Source organism: Actinomadura graeca, assembly GCF_019175365.1.
In the GTDB taxonomy this organism is placed as follows: domain Bacteria; phylum Actinomycetota; class Actinomycetes; order Streptosporangiales; family Streptosporangiaceae; genus Spirillospora; species Spirillospora graeca.
The window spans coordinates 675,984-694,480 of record NZ_CP059572.1; the positions used below are offsets into that span (position 1 = coordinate 675,984).

At 74.3% G+C, this 18,497-nt stretch carries 15 protein-coding genes and 1 pseudogene; 7 read left to right on the plus strand and 9 right to left on the minus strand.

The genetic code is table 11. From position 1 onward, the window contains the following. Nucleotides 1-35 precede the first annotated feature (35 nt). Nucleotides 36-686 (minus strand): TetR/AcrR family transcriptional regulator, encoded by a 651-nt coding sequence (locus AGRA3207_RS03315; RefSeq protein WP_231333077.1) that lies wholly within the window; start codon nt 684-686, stop codon nt 36-38. A 68-nt stretch (nt 687-754) separates the two neighbouring features. On the opposite strand from AGRA3207_RS03315, the gene AGRA3207_RS03320 reads away from it, so the two are divergent. The 5 genes from AGRA3207_RS03320 (at nt 755) to AGRA3207_RS03340 (ending at nt 6,139) form a co-directional block, all read left to right on the plus strand. Continuing rightward, the gene (locus AGRA3207_RS03320) at nt 755-2,197 is read left to right on the plus strand and encodes a DHA2 family efflux MFS transporter permease subunit (protein WP_231333078.1); all 1,443 of its coding nucleotides are present in this window, start codon (nt 755-757) and stop codon (nt 2,195-2,197) included. A 25-nt stretch (nt 2,198-2,222) separates the two neighbouring features. Further along, nucleotides 2,223-2,963, plus strand: a complete 741-nt coding sequence (locus tag AGRA3207_RS03325; RefSeq protein ID WP_231333079.1) for a hypothetical protein — start codon at nt 2,223-2,225, stop codon at nt 2,961-2,963. A gap of 105 nt (nt 2,964-3,068) precedes the next feature. Beyond that, complete coding sequence (locus AGRA3207_RS03330; RefSeq protein WP_231333080.1) at nt 3,069-4,772, plus strand: serine/threonine protein kinase; 1,704 nt, start codon at nt 3,069-3,071, stop codon at nt 4,770-4,772. A 357-nt stretch (nt 4,773-5,129) separates the two neighbouring features. After that, complete coding sequence (locus tag AGRA3207_RS03335) at nt 5,130-5,468, plus strand: SPW repeat protein (RefSeq protein ID WP_231333081.1); 339 nt, start codon at nt 5,130-5,132, stop codon at nt 5,466-5,468. 98 nt (nt 5,469-5,566) lie between these two features. Next, on the plus strand, nt 5,567-6,139 hold the full coding sequence (locus AGRA3207_RS03340; protein WP_231333082.1) for a TetR/AcrR family transcriptional regulator: 573 nt from the start codon (nt 5,567-5,569) through the stop codon (nt 6,137-6,139). A gap of 16 nt (nt 6,140-6,155) precedes the next feature. Here the strand turns inward: AGRA3207_RS03340 and AGRA3207_RS03345 are convergent, their stop codons facing one another. After that, nucleotides 6,156-6,650 (minus strand): winged helix-turn-helix transcriptional regulator, encoded by a 495-nt coding sequence (locus tag AGRA3207_RS03345; RefSeq protein ID WP_231333083.1) that lies wholly within the window; start codon nt 6,648-6,650, stop codon nt 6,156-6,158. Between the two features lie 110 nt (nt 6,651-6,760). Between AGRA3207_RS03345 and AGRA3207_RS03350 the strand changes: the two genes are divergently transcribed. Together AGRA3207_RS03350 and AGRA3207_RS03355 are read left to right on the plus strand one after the other, a co-directional pair. After that, complete coding sequence (locus tag AGRA3207_RS03350) at nt 6,761-8,143, plus strand: MFS transporter (RefSeq protein ID WP_231333084.1); 1,383 nt, start codon at nt 6,761-6,763, stop codon at nt 8,141-8,143. A 149-nt stretch (nt 8,144-8,292) separates the two neighbouring features. After that, nucleotides 8,293-8,649 (plus strand): hypothetical protein, encoded by a 357-nt coding sequence (locus AGRA3207_RS03355; RefSeq protein WP_231333085.1) that lies wholly within the window; start codon nt 8,293-8,295, stop codon nt 8,647-8,649. 31 nt (nt 8,650-8,680) lie between these two features. On the opposite strand, the gene AGRA3207_RS03360 is transcribed toward AGRA3207_RS03355, so the two are convergent. From AGRA3207_RS03360 to steA, 7 genes and pseudogenes are all read right to left on the minus strand, one after another. Beyond that, nucleotides 8,681-10,879 (minus strand): acyl-CoA dehydrogenase family protein, encoded by a 2,199-nt coding sequence (locus AGRA3207_RS03360; RefSeq protein ID WP_231333086.1) that lies wholly within the window; start codon nt 10,877-10,879, stop codon nt 8,681-8,683. 35 nt (nt 10,880-10,914) lie between these two features. Further along, nucleotides 10,915-11,997 (minus strand): TerC family protein, encoded by a 1,083-nt coding sequence (locus AGRA3207_RS03365; RefSeq protein WP_231333087.1) that lies wholly within the window; start codon nt 11,995-11,997, stop codon nt 10,915-10,917. A 169-nt stretch (nt 11,998-12,166) separates the two neighbouring features. Next, complete coding sequence (locus AGRA3207_RS03370; protein ID WP_231336215.1) at nt 12,167-13,375, minus strand: glycosyltransferase family 4 protein; 1,209 nt, start codon at nt 13,373-13,375, stop codon at nt 12,167-12,169. A 133-nt stretch (nt 13,376-13,508) separates the two neighbouring features. After that, entirely contained in the window at nt 13,509-15,134 is a 1,626-nt protein-coding gene (murJ, locus tag AGRA3207_RS03375) for a murein biosynthesis integral membrane protein MurJ (RefSeq protein ID WP_231333088.1), read from the minus strand. A 330-nt stretch (nt 15,135-15,464) separates the two neighbouring features. Then, nucleotides 15,465-16,367: pseudogene (locus tag AGRA3207_RS03380) on the minus strand (hypothetical protein); the annotation flags it as partial. 4 nt (nt 16,368-16,371) lie between these two features. Then, nucleotides 16,372-17,328, minus strand: coding sequence for a copper transporter (locus AGRA3207_RS03385; RefSeq protein ID WP_231333089.1), 957 nt, complete (start codon nt 17,326-17,328; stop codon nt 16,372-16,374). Then, nucleotides 17,325-18,497 (minus strand): putative cytokinetic ring protein SteA, encoded by a 1,173-nt coding sequence (steA, locus tag AGRA3207_RS03390; protein WP_420830901.1) that lies wholly within the window; start codon nt 18,495-18,497, stop codon nt 17,325-17,327. Before steA ends, AGRA3207_RS03385 begins: the two co-directional genes overlap by 4 nt.

Sequence of the window (18,497 nt, forward strand, 5' to 3'; positions counted from 1 at the left end):
GGCGTCCTCCGGGGGAGGCGCCGCCTTCGTGCCCGTCAGCGGGGGGAATAGGCGCGGAGGAAGGCGTCGATCCCCTCGGCGACGGCCGTGTCCTGCTCCTCGGCGGAGATCGTCCGGTTGCCCAGCTCGGAGCGGGCCACCAGCTCGTGGGTGAGCAGGGCGATGAAGTGCCCGGCGGCCCGGTCGGGGTCGGCGATCTCCAGGAGCCCGGCGTTGCCGAGGCGGGCGAGGCGCCCCGCGAGGGCGTCGGCGATCTGGCCGGCGCCGTTGGCCCGGACGGTGGCGTACAGGTCGGGAAAGCGGACGGACTCGGCGTAGAGCAGCCGCTGCAACGCCCATGACTCGGGCCGGTGGAAGCACCCGACGAGCCGCGGGGCCACGGCCAGCAGGCCGTCCCGCAGGGACCCGGCGTCACCGGGGTCGCCCGGGAAGCCCTCCAGGGCGGCCAGGAACGTCGCGCTGGTCTCCCGCGCGGCGTCGATCATGATCTGCCGGAACAGGTTCTCCTTCCCGCCGAGGTGGTTGTAGATCGTCGGCTTCGCGACGCCCGCCTCCGCGGCGATCATGTCGATGCTCGCCCGCTCGTAGCCCTCGCGGGAGAACACGCGCAGCGCCGCGTCCAGGATCGCCGCCCGCTTGTCCAGCCGGCCCCGGGACCGCTCCCCGGTCATCTCGCCCGCGCTCACATCGCCATGCTACCGTGACGCCCACAGCATTGAACTAGTCAGTTCAATCCAATGAACTAGGAGTTCAGATGGACGCGGAGGACCGGATCGACGGGCCGCTGGCGCGGCTCATCGGGGTGATGATGCTGGGCGGCTTCATGGCGCTGCTGGACGCGACGATCGTCAACGTCGGCATCGGCACGCTGGCCGCGCACTTCGGCGCGCCGCTGGACACCGTCGAGTGGACGGCCAGCGCCTACATGCTGACGCTGGCCGCGGCGATCCCGGTGAGCGGCTGGGCCGTCGACCGGTACGGCGGGCGCGCGGTGTGGCTCGCCGGGCTCGCGCTGTTCACCGCGGGGTCCCTGCTCTGCGCGCTCGCCTGGGACGCGGGGGCCCTGATCGCGTTCCGGGTGGTGCAGGGCCTCGGCGGCGGCCTGATGGAGCCCACCCTGCTGACCGTGCTCGCCCGCGCCGCCGGGCCGCGGCGGGCGGGCCGGACGATGGCGCTGATGTCGGTCCCGATGACGCTCGGCCCGATCCTCGGCCCGGTGGCCGGCGGGCTGATCAACGAGTACCTGCCCTGGCGGTGGATGTTCCTGGTCAACCTGCCGGTGGGCGCGCTCGCCATCGCGCTCGCGGTGCGGTCCGTCCCGCGCGGCGCGCCGGACGGGACGGCCCGCAGGCCGCTCGACGTGCTCGGCCTGCTGCTGCTCAGCCCCGGCTGCGTCGCGGTGATGTACGGGCTCTCCCAGGCGGCGACGGCCGGGTTCGGCGCGCCGCGCGTGGTCGCCGGCATCGCGCTGGGCGCAGCACTCGTCCTGGCCTACGTCGTGCACGCGCTGCGGCCCCGCGTCGCGCCGCTGGTGGACCTGCGGCTGCTGTCGATCCGCCCGTACGCGGCGAGCGTCGCGGTGATGACGCTCGTCGGCGGCGTGCTGTTCGCGCTGCTGTTCCTCATCCCGCTCTATTACCAGCAGGTCCAGGGACACGGCGTCCTGTCGGCCGGGCTGCTGCTCGTCCCGCAGGGGGTCGGCGCGTTCTTCGGCATGCCCATCGCCGGACGGCTCAGTGACCGCGTCGGCGCACGCGCGCTGGTCCCCGCCGGCGGCGCGATCGTCGTGCTCACCACCCTCGCCTACACCCAGGCCGGGACGGACACGAGCCCGCTCTGGCTGGGAGCGTGCTCGGTGCTGTGCGGTCTCGGGCTGGGCTTCATCGGCGCGCCGACGATGGCCTCGGTCTACCGGTCGGTCCCGGCGGAGTCGACCTCCAGCGCGACCGGGACGCTGTACGTCCTCAACCAGATCGGCGCGGCGCTCGGCATCACGGTCGTGACCCTCCTGCTGCAGGATCGCGTCTCGGACGGGGCGTCCCGGGCGGAGGCGTTCGGCACGGCGTTCTGGTGGATGGTCTTGGCGGCGGCGGTGCTGGTCGTCGCCGCGTTCTCGCTGCCGGGCCGTCCGGACAGGGGCGCCGCGATAGGGTCCGCGGTGGCGGAGGAGCCCGCGCGGGACTCCGCGGTGAGCTGACTTCACGGCGAGCTTCGGGGGTGGGATGCGGCCCAGAGCACCGGTCGCGCTGTGCGTGGCCGTCACCGTGGCCATGGGGGGATGCGGGCAGAACACCCAAGGCCCGTCCGGCGAGCTGGCGGTCCCCCCACCCACCGTGGCCGCCCCCGAACCGGCCCCCTCCCCCACAGCATCACCCACGGCAGCGGCCGCCGTCCCAGACGGCAAGCCCCTCGGACGACCGGGCAAGTGGCGCATCACCACCTACTACACGGCGTCGCAGAGCCTCTACCGGGGCAAGCCCAAGGCGGTGCGCGGCTGCCTGAAGTTCCACTGCTCGCACGGGAAGGACCCGCTGGGCTCCTACCCTGAGGACTTCCTCAAAGTGATCCAGACCGAGGGCAGCGGGCGCATCACGTCCGGGCCGGAGCGCGGCCGCTACCTCAACTGGTCGTCCAGCGTCGGCTTCTGGCTGGACGACACCACACGCGACTCGGCGGGACGGCCGCTGCGGGCCTGGACGTCGGCGGCGGCCGACAGGTCCGTCCTCGCGCGGGGCCAGCGGTTCGCGATCACCGGCTGCGGACGGGAGGGGAACGGCCGCCGGGTCGAGGCGAAGGTGTGCCGCGCGTTCCAAAAGGCCCGCTGGACGGTCACCGACCTGTTCCGCCCCGGATACGGCGGGGAGGACCACGCCGACGTCTACATCGGCGAGGAACGCGGCTCCCGCCTGTCCGGATCCCCGTTCTACACAACCCTGCGCGGCGCCACCCTAGGCCCATCCTGAGCAAGGCGCTGCACCGAAGACGAGAGCCGTTTTTCTGTTTCAGGGCAACCGCACCGGTGGTGAGGACGTCTCATTCACGTAATTCACTGCGATCCGGGGAGCGAAATGCCCGAAATGAAGCCTCTTGGGCCAGACGACCCGGAATACGTGGGGGATTACCGGATCATCGGCCGGCTGGGGGCGGGGGGGCAGGGCAGTGTCTATTTAGCCGTCGACGCCGAAGGCAGGCGGGTGGCCGTCAAACGACTGCATCCACATCTGGCCGGGAACACCTGGGCCCGGACCCAGTTCGTCAAGGAGGCCCGTGCCGCCCAGCGGGTCCGCCAGTTCTGCACCGCGAGAGTGATGGCGGTCGCCACCGACGAATCGGCCCCCTACGTCGTCAGTCAATTCGTCGAAGGACGCACGCTCCTCGAAGCCCTGGACACCGATGGCCCCTACGAGCCACTTGAGCTCGAACGTCTCGCCGTGAGCACGCTCAACGCGCTCGTGGCCATCCACGCGGCGGGCATCGTCCACTGCGATTTCAAACCCGGGAACATCATCGTCAGCCCGCACGGGCTCCGGGTGATCGACTTCGGTATCGCGCGGGCGCTCGAAACCCTCGATCCCGCCATCAGCCGCCAGATCGGCACCCCCGCCTACATGGCCCCCGAGCAGATCCAGATGGGCGAGGTGGGCACCCACACCGATCTCTTCTCCTGGGCATCCACCATGGTCTTCGCCGCCACGGGAATGCCACCGTTCGGACACGGCGACAACGGCGCCGCCGTCATGCACCGGATCGTCACCACCGAACCCGAGTTGGAAGGCGTGCCTCAACCGCTGCGCACCCTGGTGGAACTGGCCTTCGCCAAGGACGGCCGGGAGCGTCCAACGGCCTCCCAGACGCTCCTGGCGCTCCTCACCGACACCAGACCTCACGCCGAGCAGACCCGGGCGGACCCGCCCAACCACTCCCCCGCCGCTCCCACTGTGACGGACCGCCCCAAATGGCGGCGCACCATCGCGGTATCGGCCAGTGCCATCCTGCTCATGGTCGCGAGCGTCGGGGCTGCCGTGCTTCTCACAGACAACGAGCGGCCCGTCGTCCCGGATCGGCCGAAGACCTGGCCTCTTAAGATGGGCGAAAAGGTGGGCTCCAGCGGCGACGGCCGCGGCTCCATCTCCGGCCCGGGCGAGAAGGACCGGTACGAGTTCGACTTTCTTCACTCGGGCGCTTTGAACGCCGTCCAGTTCGTTGCGCTCGGCACCAACAAGAACAGGAAACCGCTCTATCAGCCCAGCCTGTCCTTCACACTCCGGGACGAGCACGGCCAGCCCGTCGGCCAGCCCTACCCCAACCAGTTCAGCGACACCACCCTTAAGATCGACAAGCCGGGCCGCTACCAGTTGGAGGTCACCGGAACCGCAAGCGTCAAGAACTATTCCTTTCTCTTGCAGGAGACTGCGGTGCACAAACTGATCGTCAAAGCCTCGGAGCGGCTGGGCGGCGGTCACCCCGATCCCTGGGTCGGCACCCTGGATCACCCCGGCGAAGAACACGAGTTCACGTTCAGAACACCGCTGCTGACCACACGGCTGCGTTTTGCCGTTCATGGTTCATGTGAGCGTTCCAAAATTCACTGGAGACTAGCCTCGAACGAGAGCGGACCCCAGGACGGCGACTTCTGCGACCTCGGGGACCAATCCTTCCCGGTCGAGGCCGGTGGCGACCAGTGGACCCTGACCCTTGCGACGTCCAGTGGCAACGTCTCCGCCGTCACCAATTACGACTTCTCTGTCGAGTTGGCGTTCGACCTCAAGTAGACCCTGGAGCCGCAGACCACTCACCGCCTTCCCGCCCGCGTCCATGGCAGGGGGCCAGACCACCGTCCCGGGTTGCAGATCGCGGCGAACCGCGCCCAGCTCGCCGGAGGATTCCTGCTGGCCGCCGAGGTGCCGCTGATCTCGGCGCTGCGGCGCCGTCCGCCCGCCGACATCCGTTCCTGTCCGGACCTCATGAGCGGATTGGGGGCCGGTTGGTGCGGACGTCCCGCCCACCTGTCTTGGCGTCCCGGTGGGCTCACCTCTGGGCGCTATCGAACAGGCGTCCGGGAAAGATTGACCGGGCGGTCAATCAGGGAACTGACCGGGTGAACGAAAACTCCATACTGGAGGTGGCGGATGGAACGGTTCGCATGGCAGGACGGGGTGGCCTTCCTGGCCGGCCTCGCCGCGCTCCTGGCCCCCGGGTTGTGGGCCGATGACGCCGGCAAGCAGCCGCTGATGGTGCTGGGCGCCCTGCTCGCGGCCGCGGGGCTGTACGCGCTGCTCGGCGCGGCCGGGCCCACGGCCTGGACGGCGACCGCGTTCGCACTGCTGATCTTCGTGGCGCCGTGGGCGTTCGGGTTCAGCGGCGAGGACGCCGGGGCCTGGACGGCGTGGATCGCGGGCGGCGTCGCTACTATCGTCGGCGTGTGGGGTGCGACCCGGGCGCGCGGAGGCGGCGAGGCCGCGGCCTGACCCACCCCGAGACCGACGAGACCGACACAGAGACCGACACGTGGTCCCCGGGCGCGAGAGCGCCCCGGGACCCAGCGGCCGTTTCGGGGGCGGAGCCGATGAGCGCATCCGGCGGGACCGGCACGGCCGACTCGCGCACGAGGATCCTGGACGCGGCCGAGGCGCTGTTCGCCGACCGCGGCTACGAGGCCAGTTCCACCGCCCGCATCGCCGGGCACGCGCAGGTCCCGAAGGGCCTGGTGTTCCACTACTTCCCGCAGAAGATCGACGTCCTGGTGGCACTGGTCGACGAGCGGACGTTCGTCGAGGAGCTGCCGGACGGCGCCGTCGAGGCGCTGCCGGGCGACCCCGCGGGCACGCTGTCGCGGCTGGCGCGCCGCCTCCCGCTGCACGCCTCGCCCGCGATGCGGCGGATCCTGTTCCGCGAGGCCGACACGCACCGGTCGGTCCGGGAGAGGCTCGGGCGGCTGAACGGCGAGGTGTTCCGGCGCGCGCGGCACGCCCTCGAACTGGCCCTGCCCGGCGCGCGCGGCGACCAGGCCCGGCTGGAGGTCGCGGCCGCCACGTTCACCGCCGTCCTGATCTACCAGGAGAACCTGGCGTCCCTCACGGGGCAGCACATGGACCCCGACGCCGTGGCCGACCTCATCGCGCGCGCCCTGGGCGCCTGACCCCGGCGGGGACGGGTCAGGGGCGGATCGGCTCCAGCATGCGGTGCGGTGAGCGGAGCGCGACGCTGACCGGGTCGTCGCGGTAGAGCGCGCCGGGGCCGGCGTGGATCTCCAGGTCGCGCAGGGGGACCGCGCGGCCGCAGGACGGGCAGGTGCCGTCGACCTCCACCGGCGTGCCGCAGCCGGCGTGGACGAAGATGCGGCACACCTCGGCGGACAGGTGCCGCTCCCCCCAGCAGGAGAGCGCGTGCACGACGGGGAACAGCTCCTCGCCCATCTCGGTGAGCACGTAGTCGTGGCCGTCCTTGACCAGGACGCCGGTCTCCACCAGTGCCTGCAGCCGCGCCGAGAGCACCGCGCGGGGGATGTCCAGCCGGGCCAGGAAGTCGCTGAACCGGCGCACGCCGTACATGGCGTCGCGGACGATCAGCAGCGTCCAGCGCTCCCCCACGACCTCCAGCGCCCGGGCCAGCGAGCAGTCCTGCGCCACGTAGTCCTTGCCGAGTGCCATGCAGGTCACACTACCGCCCCTGAGGTTCATTCACCGAACCGGATCATGCTACGGTCGGAGATCAAGTTCGTTCACCGAACCGGATCCGCCACTCGATCCTGGGAGACCGCATGACGACCCTGGCGACCCCCCGCGCCGGTCACCGCGCGCCGGGCTCCACCGCCGCGCTGGTGCTGCCCGCCGCCGCGACGCTGCTGGCGCTGATGTACACCGCGCCGATGGCGGTGCTGACCGACACCGCGCGGGGGCTGCACGCGGGCGGGACCGCCCGGATCTGGCTGATGAGCTCGATCAGCCTCGGCCTGGCCGCGGCGCTGCTGGCGCTCGGCAGCCTCGCCGACGACCACGGGCGCCGCCGCGTGTTCACGCTCGGCGCCGGCGCGCTCGCCGCCTCCAGCATCGCCTGCGCCGTGGCGCCGACCGCCCTCGTGTTCGTCATCGGGCGGATCGTGCAGGGCGCGGCGAGCGCGGCGCTGCTGGCCGCGGGGCTCGGCACCGTCGCCGCCGTGTTCGCGCCCGGGCCGCGCCGTGCGCACGCCACCGGCGTCTGGGGGGCGATGCTCGGGCTCGGCATCGCGCTCGGCCCGATCGCCGCGGCGGGCACCGCCGCGGCCGGGAACTGGCGCGTCTGGTACTGGCTCGCGGCCGCGGCGGCGGTCGCGCTGGGCGCGGCCGCCCGGACCCTGCCCGAGTCGCGGGCGGCCCGGCCGCGCGGCCTGGACCTGCCGGGCGTGGCCACCCTCGGCCTGGGCGTCGCGGCGCTGGTCGCGGCGATCACCTGGGGACGGGTGGGCTGGACCCGCCCGGCCGTCCTCGCGCTGTTCGCCGCGGCGGCGGTGCTGCTGGCCGCGTTCACCGCGGTCGAGGGGCGGCGCCGGGACCCGATGCTGGACCTCGGGCTGTTCCGGCGGGCGGCGTTCCTGCTGTCGGTCATCGGCGCGCTGATCACCGGGCTGGCCGTGATCGGGGTGATGAGCTACCTGGCCACGGTGATGACCATCGTCCTCGGCCTGTCCCCGCTCGCGGCGGCGCTCGTGCTGGCGATCTGGTCGGTGCTGTCGTTCGCCGCGGCGCTGCAGGCGCGCCGCCTGCCGTCGCGGCTGCCCGCCGGGCGGCTGCTCGCCGCGGGGCTCGCGCTGAGCGCGGCGGGCGAGCTGGCGATGCTCGGGCTGGCGCCGGACGCGCACTGGTGGCGCCTCGCCCCGGGCCTGGCGCTGTCGGGGGCCGGCAGCGGCCTGGCGAACGCGATGCTCGCCCGGCTCGCCGTGGAGAGCGTCCCCGCCGACCGTGCCGGCATGGGCTCGGGCGCCAACAACACCGCCCGCTACATCGGCGCGTCCGTGGGCGTCGCGGTCGTCGGCGCCATCGCCACGGGGGGCGGCGACGGCCCGTCCGGGCTGGCGCACGGCACGAACGTCGCGATGCTCGCCTCCGCGGTCGTCGCGCTGGCCAGCGCCGCGCTGGCGGCCGCGCTCAGGCCGGCCCCCCGATGAGCGCCGCGCGCCGGACCGGCGCGCTCGGTCGCCGGCGGGGGCGGACGATCCGCCGGCGGCCGTGTGATCCACCTCATCCCTGAGGGGTATGCGACGGTTCGCCCCGGGGAGTGAGGCAGGCGACGTCCCTGGTTGCCTATAACCGAGATATGACGACGACGACCCCTCGCCTGCCCCGCGAGGACCTCAGGGCGGCCCTGGCGGCCCGGCGCGAGCTCGGCCCCGACTACGACGAGGCGTTCATCGAGACGGTCGTGAGCCGCATCGAGGAGACGCTGGCCGTCCGCGCGGGCGGCGCGGCCATGCCGGAGCCGGAGCCCCGGAGGCCGCGCCGGGCCGCCGGTGAGCGTGACCACAGCCTGGCGATGGCGGTGCTGTCGCTGCTGGCGGCGATCCCGCTCAGCGCCATCGCCGTGGTGAACGCCGGGCTGCCGGGCCTGCTGTTCACCTGCACGATGATCGTGCTGGTGAACGTCACCTACACCTGCCGGCCCCGCCGCCCCTGACCGTCCGCCCCGCCCGGCCGCGGCGGGCGCCTCACCTGCCCGGCTCGGGATCGCGGGGCAGGCCGAGCAGCCGCTCGCCGATGATGTTGAGCTGCACCTCCGTGGTGCCGCCGTAGATCGTCATCGCGCGGCTGAACAGCATGGCGCGCGCCATCAGGCCGCTCTCGGCCAACGGCACCTCCGTGGCCGCCGCCGGGCCCTGCGCCGCCCAGCAGTGGTCGGCGACGTCCTGGTTGAACTGGACGCCGAGCAGCTTGCGGACGCTGGCCTCCGCGCCCGGCTCCACGCCGTTCAGCTGCTTGAGCGTGGCGCGCAGGCCGAGCAGGTCGATCGAGTGCCCCTGCGCGACGAGCCCGCCCACCTCGGCCGCGGCGACCGCGTCCGGCGTCCGGCCCGCGTAGAACGCCAGCAGCTCGGGGACGCCCATGCCGAGGCCGCCGCCGGTCGACAGCGACACCCGCTCGTTCGACAGGGTGTTGCGCGCGACCTGCCAGCCCCGGCCCGGCTCCCCCACGACCTGGTCGTCGGGGACGAACACGCCGTCGAGGAACACCTCGTTGAAGATCGCCTCGCCGGTGAGCTCCCGGAGCGGGCGGACGTCCACGCCCTCGGACGCCATGTCCACCAGGAAGTAGGTGATCCCGTCGTGCTTGGGGGCGCCGGGGTCGGTGCGGGCGAGGCAGAAACCCCAGTCGGCCATCTGCGCGACGGACGTCCAGGTCTTCTGGCCGGTGAGCCGCCAGCCGCCCTCGGCCCGCTCGGCCCGCATCGACAGCGAGGCCAGGTCGGAGCCCGCGCCCGGCTCGGAGAACAGCTGGCACCACGACATCCGCCCGCGCAGCGTCGGGCGCAGGAACCGCTCCTTCTGCTCCGGTGTCCCGTACCGGACGAGGGAGGGCACCAGCCAGGCGCCGATCAGCAGGTTCGGCGCCTTGATCCCGGCGGCGCGCAGCTCCCGCCGGATGAGGATCTGCTCGGCGGGCCCGGCGCCGCGCCCCCACGGGACGGGCAGGTGCGGAGCGGTCCAGCCCTCGTCGCCCATCCTGGTGTGCAGTTCGTCGCGGTCCCCGATGGCGGCGAGCCCGGCGACCTCGGCGCGGATCCGCTCGCGCAGCGGCGCGGTCTCCTCGTCCAGCTCCAGCTCGACGGGGCGGCGGCCGCCGTCCAGCGCGAGCGCGGCGACCGTCGCGGCCCAGCCGGCGGCGGGCCCGAGCAGCGCCCGCAGGGTCAGGGCGCGGCGCAGGTAGATGTGCGCGTCGTGCTCCCAGGTGAAGCCGATGCCGCCGAGGATCTGGATCGCGTCGCGGGCGGTCCGCACGCCCGCCTCGACGGCGACGACGGCCGCGACGGCGGCGGCGAACCCGGCGGCGGGTGCGTTCTCGTCCAGGGCGCGGGCGGCGTCCCAGGCGGCGGCGCGGGCCTGCTCCAGCGCGGTCAGCGCCCGGGCGGCCTTGTGCTTGACGCCCTGGAACTGGCCGATCGGCCGCCCGAACTGCTCGCGGACCTGGGCGTACTCGGCGGCCGTGGCCACCAGCCAGCCGGCGAGCCCGGCGGCCTCGGCGCCGAACAGCGCGGCGGCGAGGTCGCGGACGCGGGCGGTGGTGAGGCCGTCCAGCACCCGGTCGGCGCCGACGCGGACGCCGGCCGCCTCGACGGACGCGACGCGGCGGACGCGGTCCAGGCTGGCCTCGACCGGGGTGACCGTCAGGTCCGCCGCGTCGACCGCGACCCACCGCACGCCGTCCTCGCAGGCGACCGGCAGGACGAGGAGATCGGCGAGGCCGCCGCCGAGCACGGGGCCGGCGGTGCCGGTGACGACGAGCGCGCCGTCGTCGCCGCGGCCCGTCAGCCCGCCCTCCAGCGCGACGGCGGCGGTCCGGGAGCCGTCGGCGAGGGCGGGCAGCAGCCCGGCGCGGGCCTTGGCGTCGCCCCCGGCGTCGATCGCCGCGCTCGCCAGGACGGTGGGCAGGAACGGGCCGGGGGCGGCGACGCGGCCCAGTTCCTCCAGCACCACGGCCAGTTCCAGCAGGCCGTAGCCCTGCCCTCCGTGCTCCTCCGCCAGGTGCACCCCGAGCAGGCCCTGCTCGGCCAGCGCCGGCCAGAAGGCGGGACGGGACTCCTCGTCGGCCTCCAGGGCGGCCCGTACGGCCGCCGGCGGTACGTTGCGCCCGGTGAACCCCCGCACCGAGGCGGCGAGCGCCTCGTGCTCCTCGGTCAGCCCGATGGCCATGCGTCACCCTCTCTCAGACCGTGTCGACCGAGATTCTAGAACAGGATTCTGATTCTGTGCGGGACGCGCGCCGTCCTTCTCCCCACGTCGTCCGTGTCCGCGCGGCGACTACGGCGCCGCCGGGCCCTCCGCGACCGCCTCGGCCTCCGCGTCGCCGGGCTTCTCCGGCGTCCCCCGGCGGGGGCGCGGCGGCCCGCGGCCAGGCTCGCGGCGGTGGTAGCGACGAGGGTCCCCGCGATCACCGACAGGGACAGCCAGATCGGCACGTCGGGGGCCCACGCGACCCCGTACTCGTGCAGCGCGTGCAGGATCAGCTTGACACCGATGAAGCCGAGGATGAACGCCAGCCCGTGGCCGAGGTACACGAGCCGGTCGGTGAGCCCGCCCAGCAGGAAGTACAGCTGGACGAGGCCCATCAGCGCGAACGCGTTGGCGGTGAACACCAGGTACGGCTCGGTGGTCAGCCCGAAGATCGCGGGGATGGAGTCCAGGGCGAACAGCACGTCGGTGGTCCCGATCGCGATCATCACGATCATCAGCGGCGTCACCATCCGGCGGCCGTCCCGCCGGACGAGGAAGCGGTTCCCGTCGTACTCCTCCGCCGTCGGGATGACCCGCGTGGCCCACCGCAGCAGCCGGTTCTCCTTGAACTCGTCCTCGTCGCCGCCGCGCACCAGCCCGTAGGCCGTCCAGATCAGGAACGCGCCGAAGATGAAGAACACCCAGGTGAAGGTCGCGATGGCCGCGGCGCCCACCGCGATGAACAGCCCGCGCAGCACCAGCGCGATGACGATGCCCGCCATCAGGACGGTGTGCTGGGCGTGCTTGGGCACGGCGAACCGCGTCAGGATCACCATGAACACGAAGAGGTTGTCGACGCTGAGGCTCTTCTCGGTGACGAAGCCGCCGAAGTACTGGGCGGCGTGCTCGCCGCCGGAGAAGAGCCAGACGCCCGCGCCGAACGCGACGGCGAGGCCGATGTAGACCGCCGACCAGAACGCCGCGCGGCGGGTGGTGAACTCCCGCGTGTCGCCCCGGTGGATGAGGAAGAGATCGGTGGCGATGACGGCGAGGATCCCGGCCAAGGTCAGGGCCCACACCCAGGGTGAGACGGACAACGTGACACCTCCGGCGGACACGAAAGAGCGCCGGAGGTCTCTCCCGCCCTGACGGGCCAGGACCGCGGACCCGGGCCGGTGCGGACCGGCCGTGCTGACGAGAACCGCGCGCGGGGATACTCCCCTCCACTGTCCTGTCCAACGGGCGACGATCCGGCGGGGTTCCCGCTCAGCGGGCCTTTCCTGGGGGGTTTCCCCGCCTCCGGCCTCGGGCGGCGGTCAGGTCCAGGTAGAGCCCGGCGAGCTGGTCGGCGGCGTCGTCCTCACCTGGCAGCAGCGCGGCGCGCTGCGCGGCGGCCGAGCCGAGCCGAGCCGCGAGCGCCGGGTCGTCCAGGACGCGGCTCACGGCGCGTTCGAGCGCCCCGGCGTCGCCCGCGGGCACCAGCAGCGCCGCGTCGCTCTCGGGCCCCTGGAGAAGCCCGCCGCCGTCCGCGGGCCGGACGCCCGCGCCGACCATGCCGGGGATCCCGCCCACGCGGGTGGCGACCAGCGGCCGGCCCGCCCGCAGGATCTCCTGGACGATCAGCGGCTGCCCCTCCCACACGCTCGGCACCACGGCCACGTCGGCGGCGGCGAGCAGGGCCGGGACGTCGGAGCGGCGCCCCAGCAGCCGGACGGGCAGGTCCTCGGCCTCGATCCGGGCGCGCAGCCCGTCCTCCAGCGGCCCCTCACCGGCCAGGGCGACGAGCGGCGGCGTGGCCCGGCCCGCCCAGCCGCGCGCCGCGTCCAGCAGGGTCGTCAGGCCCTTCTGCTCGGCGAGGCGGCCGACCGTGACGATCAGCGGCCGCTCCCCCGCGCCCAGCTCGGCGCGCACGTCGGCGCGGGCGGCGGGCCCGGGCTGCGCGCGGGGCGTCGGCGCGGGGACGAGCGCGTGCGCCACCGACCGGGCGCCGAGGAGCCGCATCCGCTCCTCCAGATCCGGTGAGACGCCGAGGACGAGGGTCGCGCCGCGCGCCACGGCGCGTTCCAGCGCGCCGTGCACCGCGGCGGTCCGCCCGCCGCCGATCAGGGCGTTGTGCAGCGTCACGACCAGCGGCGCGCCGCCCCGCGAGAAGCGCAGCGGGCCGGGCGCGACCCGCGCGCACGCCGCGACGGCGAGCGCCCCCGCGCGCAGCCCGTGGGCGTGCACGACGTCGGCGTCGCGGAGCAGGCCCCGCAGGCGCGCCACCGCCTTCGCGTCGCGCACCGGACGGGGGCGGTCGCCGAGGTCGACCTCGGCGAAGCGGACGCCGCCGTCCGCGAACCCGAACGCCTCCTCGGCCGAGGCGGGCCCGCAGACCAGCACCCGCGCGCCGCGCGCCGCCAGCCCGGCGGCGACGGACCGCACGTGCCGCCCGACGCCGCCGGCGCTCGTCCCGAGGACGAGCGCCACGCGCAGCCCGTCCACATTCGTGCCCCCTTCCCGCGGGCGCCGGTCCTCCGGCGTCCCGGGCCCCGGGTCCTCCGGCCGGGGACGCTCGGGCAGGACGTCTTCGGGCGTGGAGTCCTTGGAGTCCTCGTGCATCGGGTTCTCAGGCATTGCGTGCGACCTTCCGGCTGAGGACGGCCCGCAGGTCACGGCCGTCGATCACGAACGCGATGGCGGTGAACACCACGGCGGCGGCCGCGGCGGCGAGGACACCGGAGGCGGCGCCCCGCGCCTGGCCGCCGGTGCCGAGGGCCGCGGCGACCGCGTACCCGGCCGCGCCTCCCCCGGCGGCGCCCGCGAGCCCGGCGGCGAGGACGCGCGGCACCCCGCGCACCGCGGCCGCGCCCCGGGCCCGGACGAGCGTGCCGAGCAGCAGCACGCCCGCGACGGTCATGCCCGCGGCGTTGCCGAGGCCGAGCGCGGCGACCACCCACCGCCGGTCCGCCGACAGCACCAGCGCGACGTCGGCGGCCATGACGACCAGCCAGCCCGCCACCACGGCGAGTGCCCCCATCCGTCCGCGGTGGCAGGCGAACAGGACCCGCCCGAGGTGGGCGACGAGCCCGTAGCCGACCAGCCCGGGGGCGAACGCCAGGACGGCCCGCGACAGGACGTCCTGCTGCGCCGGGTCCGCGGGGTTGAACACGGCCGCCACGGGCAGCGCGACCGCGGCGAGGACGGCGGCGCCCCCGCACGACACCAGGATCACCGCGCGGGTCGTGGCGGCCGTGATCCGGTCGAACCGGTCCCGCTCCCCCGCGCCCGTCCGCGCGGACAGCAGCGGGAACGCGCTGGTCGCGATCGGCACCGCCAGGATCGCCCACGGCAGCAGGTAGACCGCCCACGCGTACTGGTAGTTGGCGAGCGCGCCGCCCGTCCCCTCGTAGCTGAGCCGGACCACCAGCAGCGCCGACAGCTGCTGAGCCGCGACCGTGGCGAGCCCGGCGAGCGCGAGCCGCCGCACGCGGCGCGCCACCCCGTCGGGGAAGCGGAACGTGGGCCGCAGCCCGAGCCGCAGCCGCCACGCCGCGACGCCCGCCGTGGCGGCCATGGCGACGCCGCCGAGCGCCGTCCCGGCCGAGAGGGTCAGCTCGGCGTCCAGCGGCAGCCCGGCCAGGTCGTTCTCGTGGCCGTCGCCGAGCGGCGCGTACACCAGGTAGGCGCCGATGACGACGAGGCTGGACATCAGCGGCGCCAGCGCGGGGGCGACGAACCGGCGGTGCGACTGCAGCAGCCCGTACAGCACGACGGCCAGCCCGTACATCACCATCTGCGGCGCCATGACCGCGAGCATGCTCCCGCCGACGTCGACGATCTGCCCGCGCTCGCAGCCCTTCAGGTCGCCGCCCACCAGCAGGTCCATGATCGGGCGTGCGGCCAGCGCCATCAGCGCCGACAGCGGGACCATCACCGCGACGATCCAGGTCAGCAGCGCCGAGCCGATCCGGCGGACCTCCTCGCGGTCGCCGCGCTCGGCGGGCCCGGCCAGCACCGGGACGACCATGGAGGCGAGGGCGCCGCCCGCGACGATCTCGTAGACGATGCTGGGGAACTGCGTGGAGGTGAAGTACGCCTGGCTGAGGCAGGACGTCGTGACCGTCTGGGAGAAGGCGTAGGTGCGGCCGAACCCGGCGAGCCTGGACAGGATCGTGATGGCCCCGATGACGACGGCCGCGCCGGCGAGGCCGCCGGTGAGGCGGCGCACGCGGGAGGGGACGCGAGGGGACACGTGTCGGTGGACGCTGCGGGGGGCGGTGCCGGGCGCCTACGCCGGGTCGGCGGCGACGCCGTTGCTGGACGGGTCCGCCTGCCTCGGCACGAACGGCGTCTCCCCCGCGGGGACGTCCGCGCCCGGGGATCCCTCCTCGGAGACCTCCGCGCCGGAGGCTTCCGCGCCGGAGACCCGGGAGCCGGAGACCTGGGAGCCGGAGACCTGCGTCTCCGGGGCCTGGGCGACCGGGGCCTGGGCGCTCGCAGCCTGCGGGTCGGGCGTCTGCGGTTCGGGGGTCTGCGGGTCGGAAGCCTGCGGGCCGGGGGCGCCCTCGTCGTCCGCCGGAGCCTTCTCGGAAGACGAGGCCGTGGCGGGGGCCGGTGGGCGGCGGCCGAGCATGTCGATGCGGTTCAGCGCCGGGGTCTTCGCGATGACCTTGGTGAAGCTGACGAACTCGCTGGCGGCGTTCAGGCCGGCGAGCCCGGCGAGGACCGCGAGCCGCCGCCGGCGGCCGAGGCGGGTGGCGGCGAGGCCGAGCAGCGCGCCGAGCGCGTTGGAGCCGGTGTCGCCGAGCATGGCGCGCTCGGCGAGGTCCTCGCCGAGCAGGGCGGCGGCGGCGCCGAGCGGCGCGGCCACGACGGCGGAGCCGGACGCGGTCAGCGCCAGCGGCGCGCCGGTGAGGACGCCGACCTTGATGGCACGGCCGGGACGCAGGTCGAACAGGTTCATCAGGTTGGCGCCCCCGGCGACGATCGCGCCGTTCACCAGGGTGTCGAAGGCGCGGCCCGTCCGGGACGGGGCGGGCGACCCGGCGAGCGCGGCGGCGGCGAGGCCGGTCGCGCCGATGCCGAGGATCTTCACCGCGCCGCTGGTGACCTCGCCGCGGGCGAGCGCGCCGAGGTGCCCCTTGAACCCGCGCGACGAGGCGGAGCCGGCGAGGTCGTCGTAGCCGCCGAGGACACCGGACCCGACCCCCGCGAGCAGCACCGCGGCGCGCGTCCGGCCGCCGAGGCCGGGCGTCAGCAGCCCGCCGGCGGCGGCGCCCGCCACGAACGCGGGCCCCTCCAGCAGCGTGACCGGCTCACCGCGGTGGTTGGTGCGGCCCCAGACCTCCTCGCCCGGCAGGCCGTTCAGGCCGGGGGGCCGGCGCGTCAGCGCGGTGTAGGCGGCGCGCGCGGCGGCGGCGCCCAGCAGCGCGCCGGCCAGCAGCCGCGCGCCCCGCTCCGTGCCGGAGGCGATGCGTCGGTCCATCAGGTCACCCGTTCTTCCCCACCGTGGGCGCGGGCGAGGGCAGGTAGCCGCTCACGCCGGCGCCCGTCCCGTACTGCCCGGACTTGCCGCCCATCTCGGTCTGCAGCGCCAGGATCGTCACGATCTGCCCGGAGGAGGTGTCCACGGTGTCGACCGTGGAGACCTCGTCCTTGGCGTCGGAGTCGCGCAGCGCCGCGATCAGCCCGCCCTCCTGCGCGGAGGTCGCCGGGCCACCGACGACGGTACCGCGATCGGCGGCGTCCAGTGCGGCCGCCAGCGAGATCAGGGCCTTGTTGTCCTCGCCGCCGCCGTCGTAGGCGTAGGCGGCCGACGGCGCGACCATCACCGCGAGGGTGGCGTGCTGGCCCGGCTTGCCGCTGGTGGTGACGTACCCGGCCTGCTTGAAGCCGTTCAGGACGGCGCCGCCGGAGGCGTCCTCGCGCCCGGTCTTAGCGCCGTCCTTGGTGACGAGGGCGCCGGCGAGCACCGCGCCGGCCTTCGCGTAGGCGTCCGCGTCGGCGGGGAACTCGACGCCGTCGCCCTTGAGCTGGGACGCCAGCTCGTCGACGGTGTCGCGCTGGTCGTCGTCCAGGAGCTTCTTCTGGACGACGACGCGCCCGGTCACGGTGGCGCCCGCGTTCTTGGCCAGCTCGCTGAGCTGCTCGATGCTGTCGTTGCCGGCGCCGGGCGTCTCGATCAGCACCAGGGACTGGCCCTTGAGCCGGTCGGCGACGAGCTGGGGTGCCAGGCCCGCGGCGAACTGCTCCTCGCCGCGCAGCTGCCGCTCGATGCGCCGCTGGTCGAGGCGGGCCTGCTGCGCGGTCTTGGCCGCGGAGCTGGCCTGCTGGCGGAGCGTGTCGCTCACCGAGTTCGACAGGGTGGTGGAGCCCAGCACGATGCCGAGCGCCAGCGCGAGGAAGATCGCGACGATGGAGACGAGGTGGTAGCGGAAATCGATCACGTGAAGAGTCCGGTCAGCCAGAAGACGAAGGCGTGCCAGCGGTCGGCGAGCAGGGGACTGATGACGTCCCCCGCCGGTGACATGGCGACGGCGGTGACGATGGCGACGAACGCGCCGAGGACGAGGAACAGCAGCGACCAGGTGGAGATCCGGCTGCGGTAGAGGCGGCTGACGCCCTTGGCGTCGACGAGCTTGCTGCCGACGCGCAGCCGGGTGAGGAACGTGCTGGCCATGCCGGCGCGGCCCTTGTCGAGGAACTCCACCATGTTGGCGTGGGTGCCGACCGCGACGATGAGCGTGGCGCCCTTGTCGTCGGCGAGGAGCATCGCGATGTCCTCGCTGGTGGCGGTGGCGGGGAACACGACCGCCTCGGCGCCGAGCTCGTGCACCCGCTTCAGGCCCGGCGCCCGCCCGTCGCGGTAGGCGTGCACGACGATCTCGGCGCCGCAGGTCAGCGCGTCGTCGGAGACCGAGTCCATGTCACCGACGATCATGTCGGGCCGGTAGCCGGCCTCCAGCAGCGCGTCGGCGCCGCCGTCCACCCCGATCAGCACCGGGCGGTACTCGCGGATGTAGGGCCGCAGGGTGGCGATGTCCTCGCGGTAGTGGTAGCCGCGGACCACGATCAGCGCGTGCCGCCCGGCGAGTTTCGTGGTCACCTCGGGGACGCCGACGCCGTCGATGAGCAGGTCGCGCTCGCGCTTGACGTACTCCATCGTGTTGGCGACGAACGCCTCCAGCTGGCTGGCGAGGCCCGCCTTGGCCTCGGTGAGCGCCGTCTCGACGGTCTCGGCGCTCTGCGCGGTGCCCTTGGCGACGACGTCCTCGCCGCGGTAGACGGTGGACTCCTCGATCCGGACCGGGTCGCCCTCGGCGAGCCTGCCGAAGATCTCCGGCCCGACGTCGTCGATGAGCGGGATGCCGGCCTCGATGAGGATCTGCGGGCCGAGGTTGGGATAGCGGCCGGAGATGCTCGGCGCGACGTTCACCACGGCGCCCACCCCGCACGACACCAGCGCCTCGGCGCTGACGCGGTCGAGGTCGACGTGGTCGATCACGGCGACCTCGCCGGGCTGGAGCCGCTTGGTGAGGTCCTTGGTGCGGCGGTCGAGGCGGGCGACGGCGGTGACGCCCGTCCTGCCGTCGTCGCGGGCGCGGCCCAGCGCCAG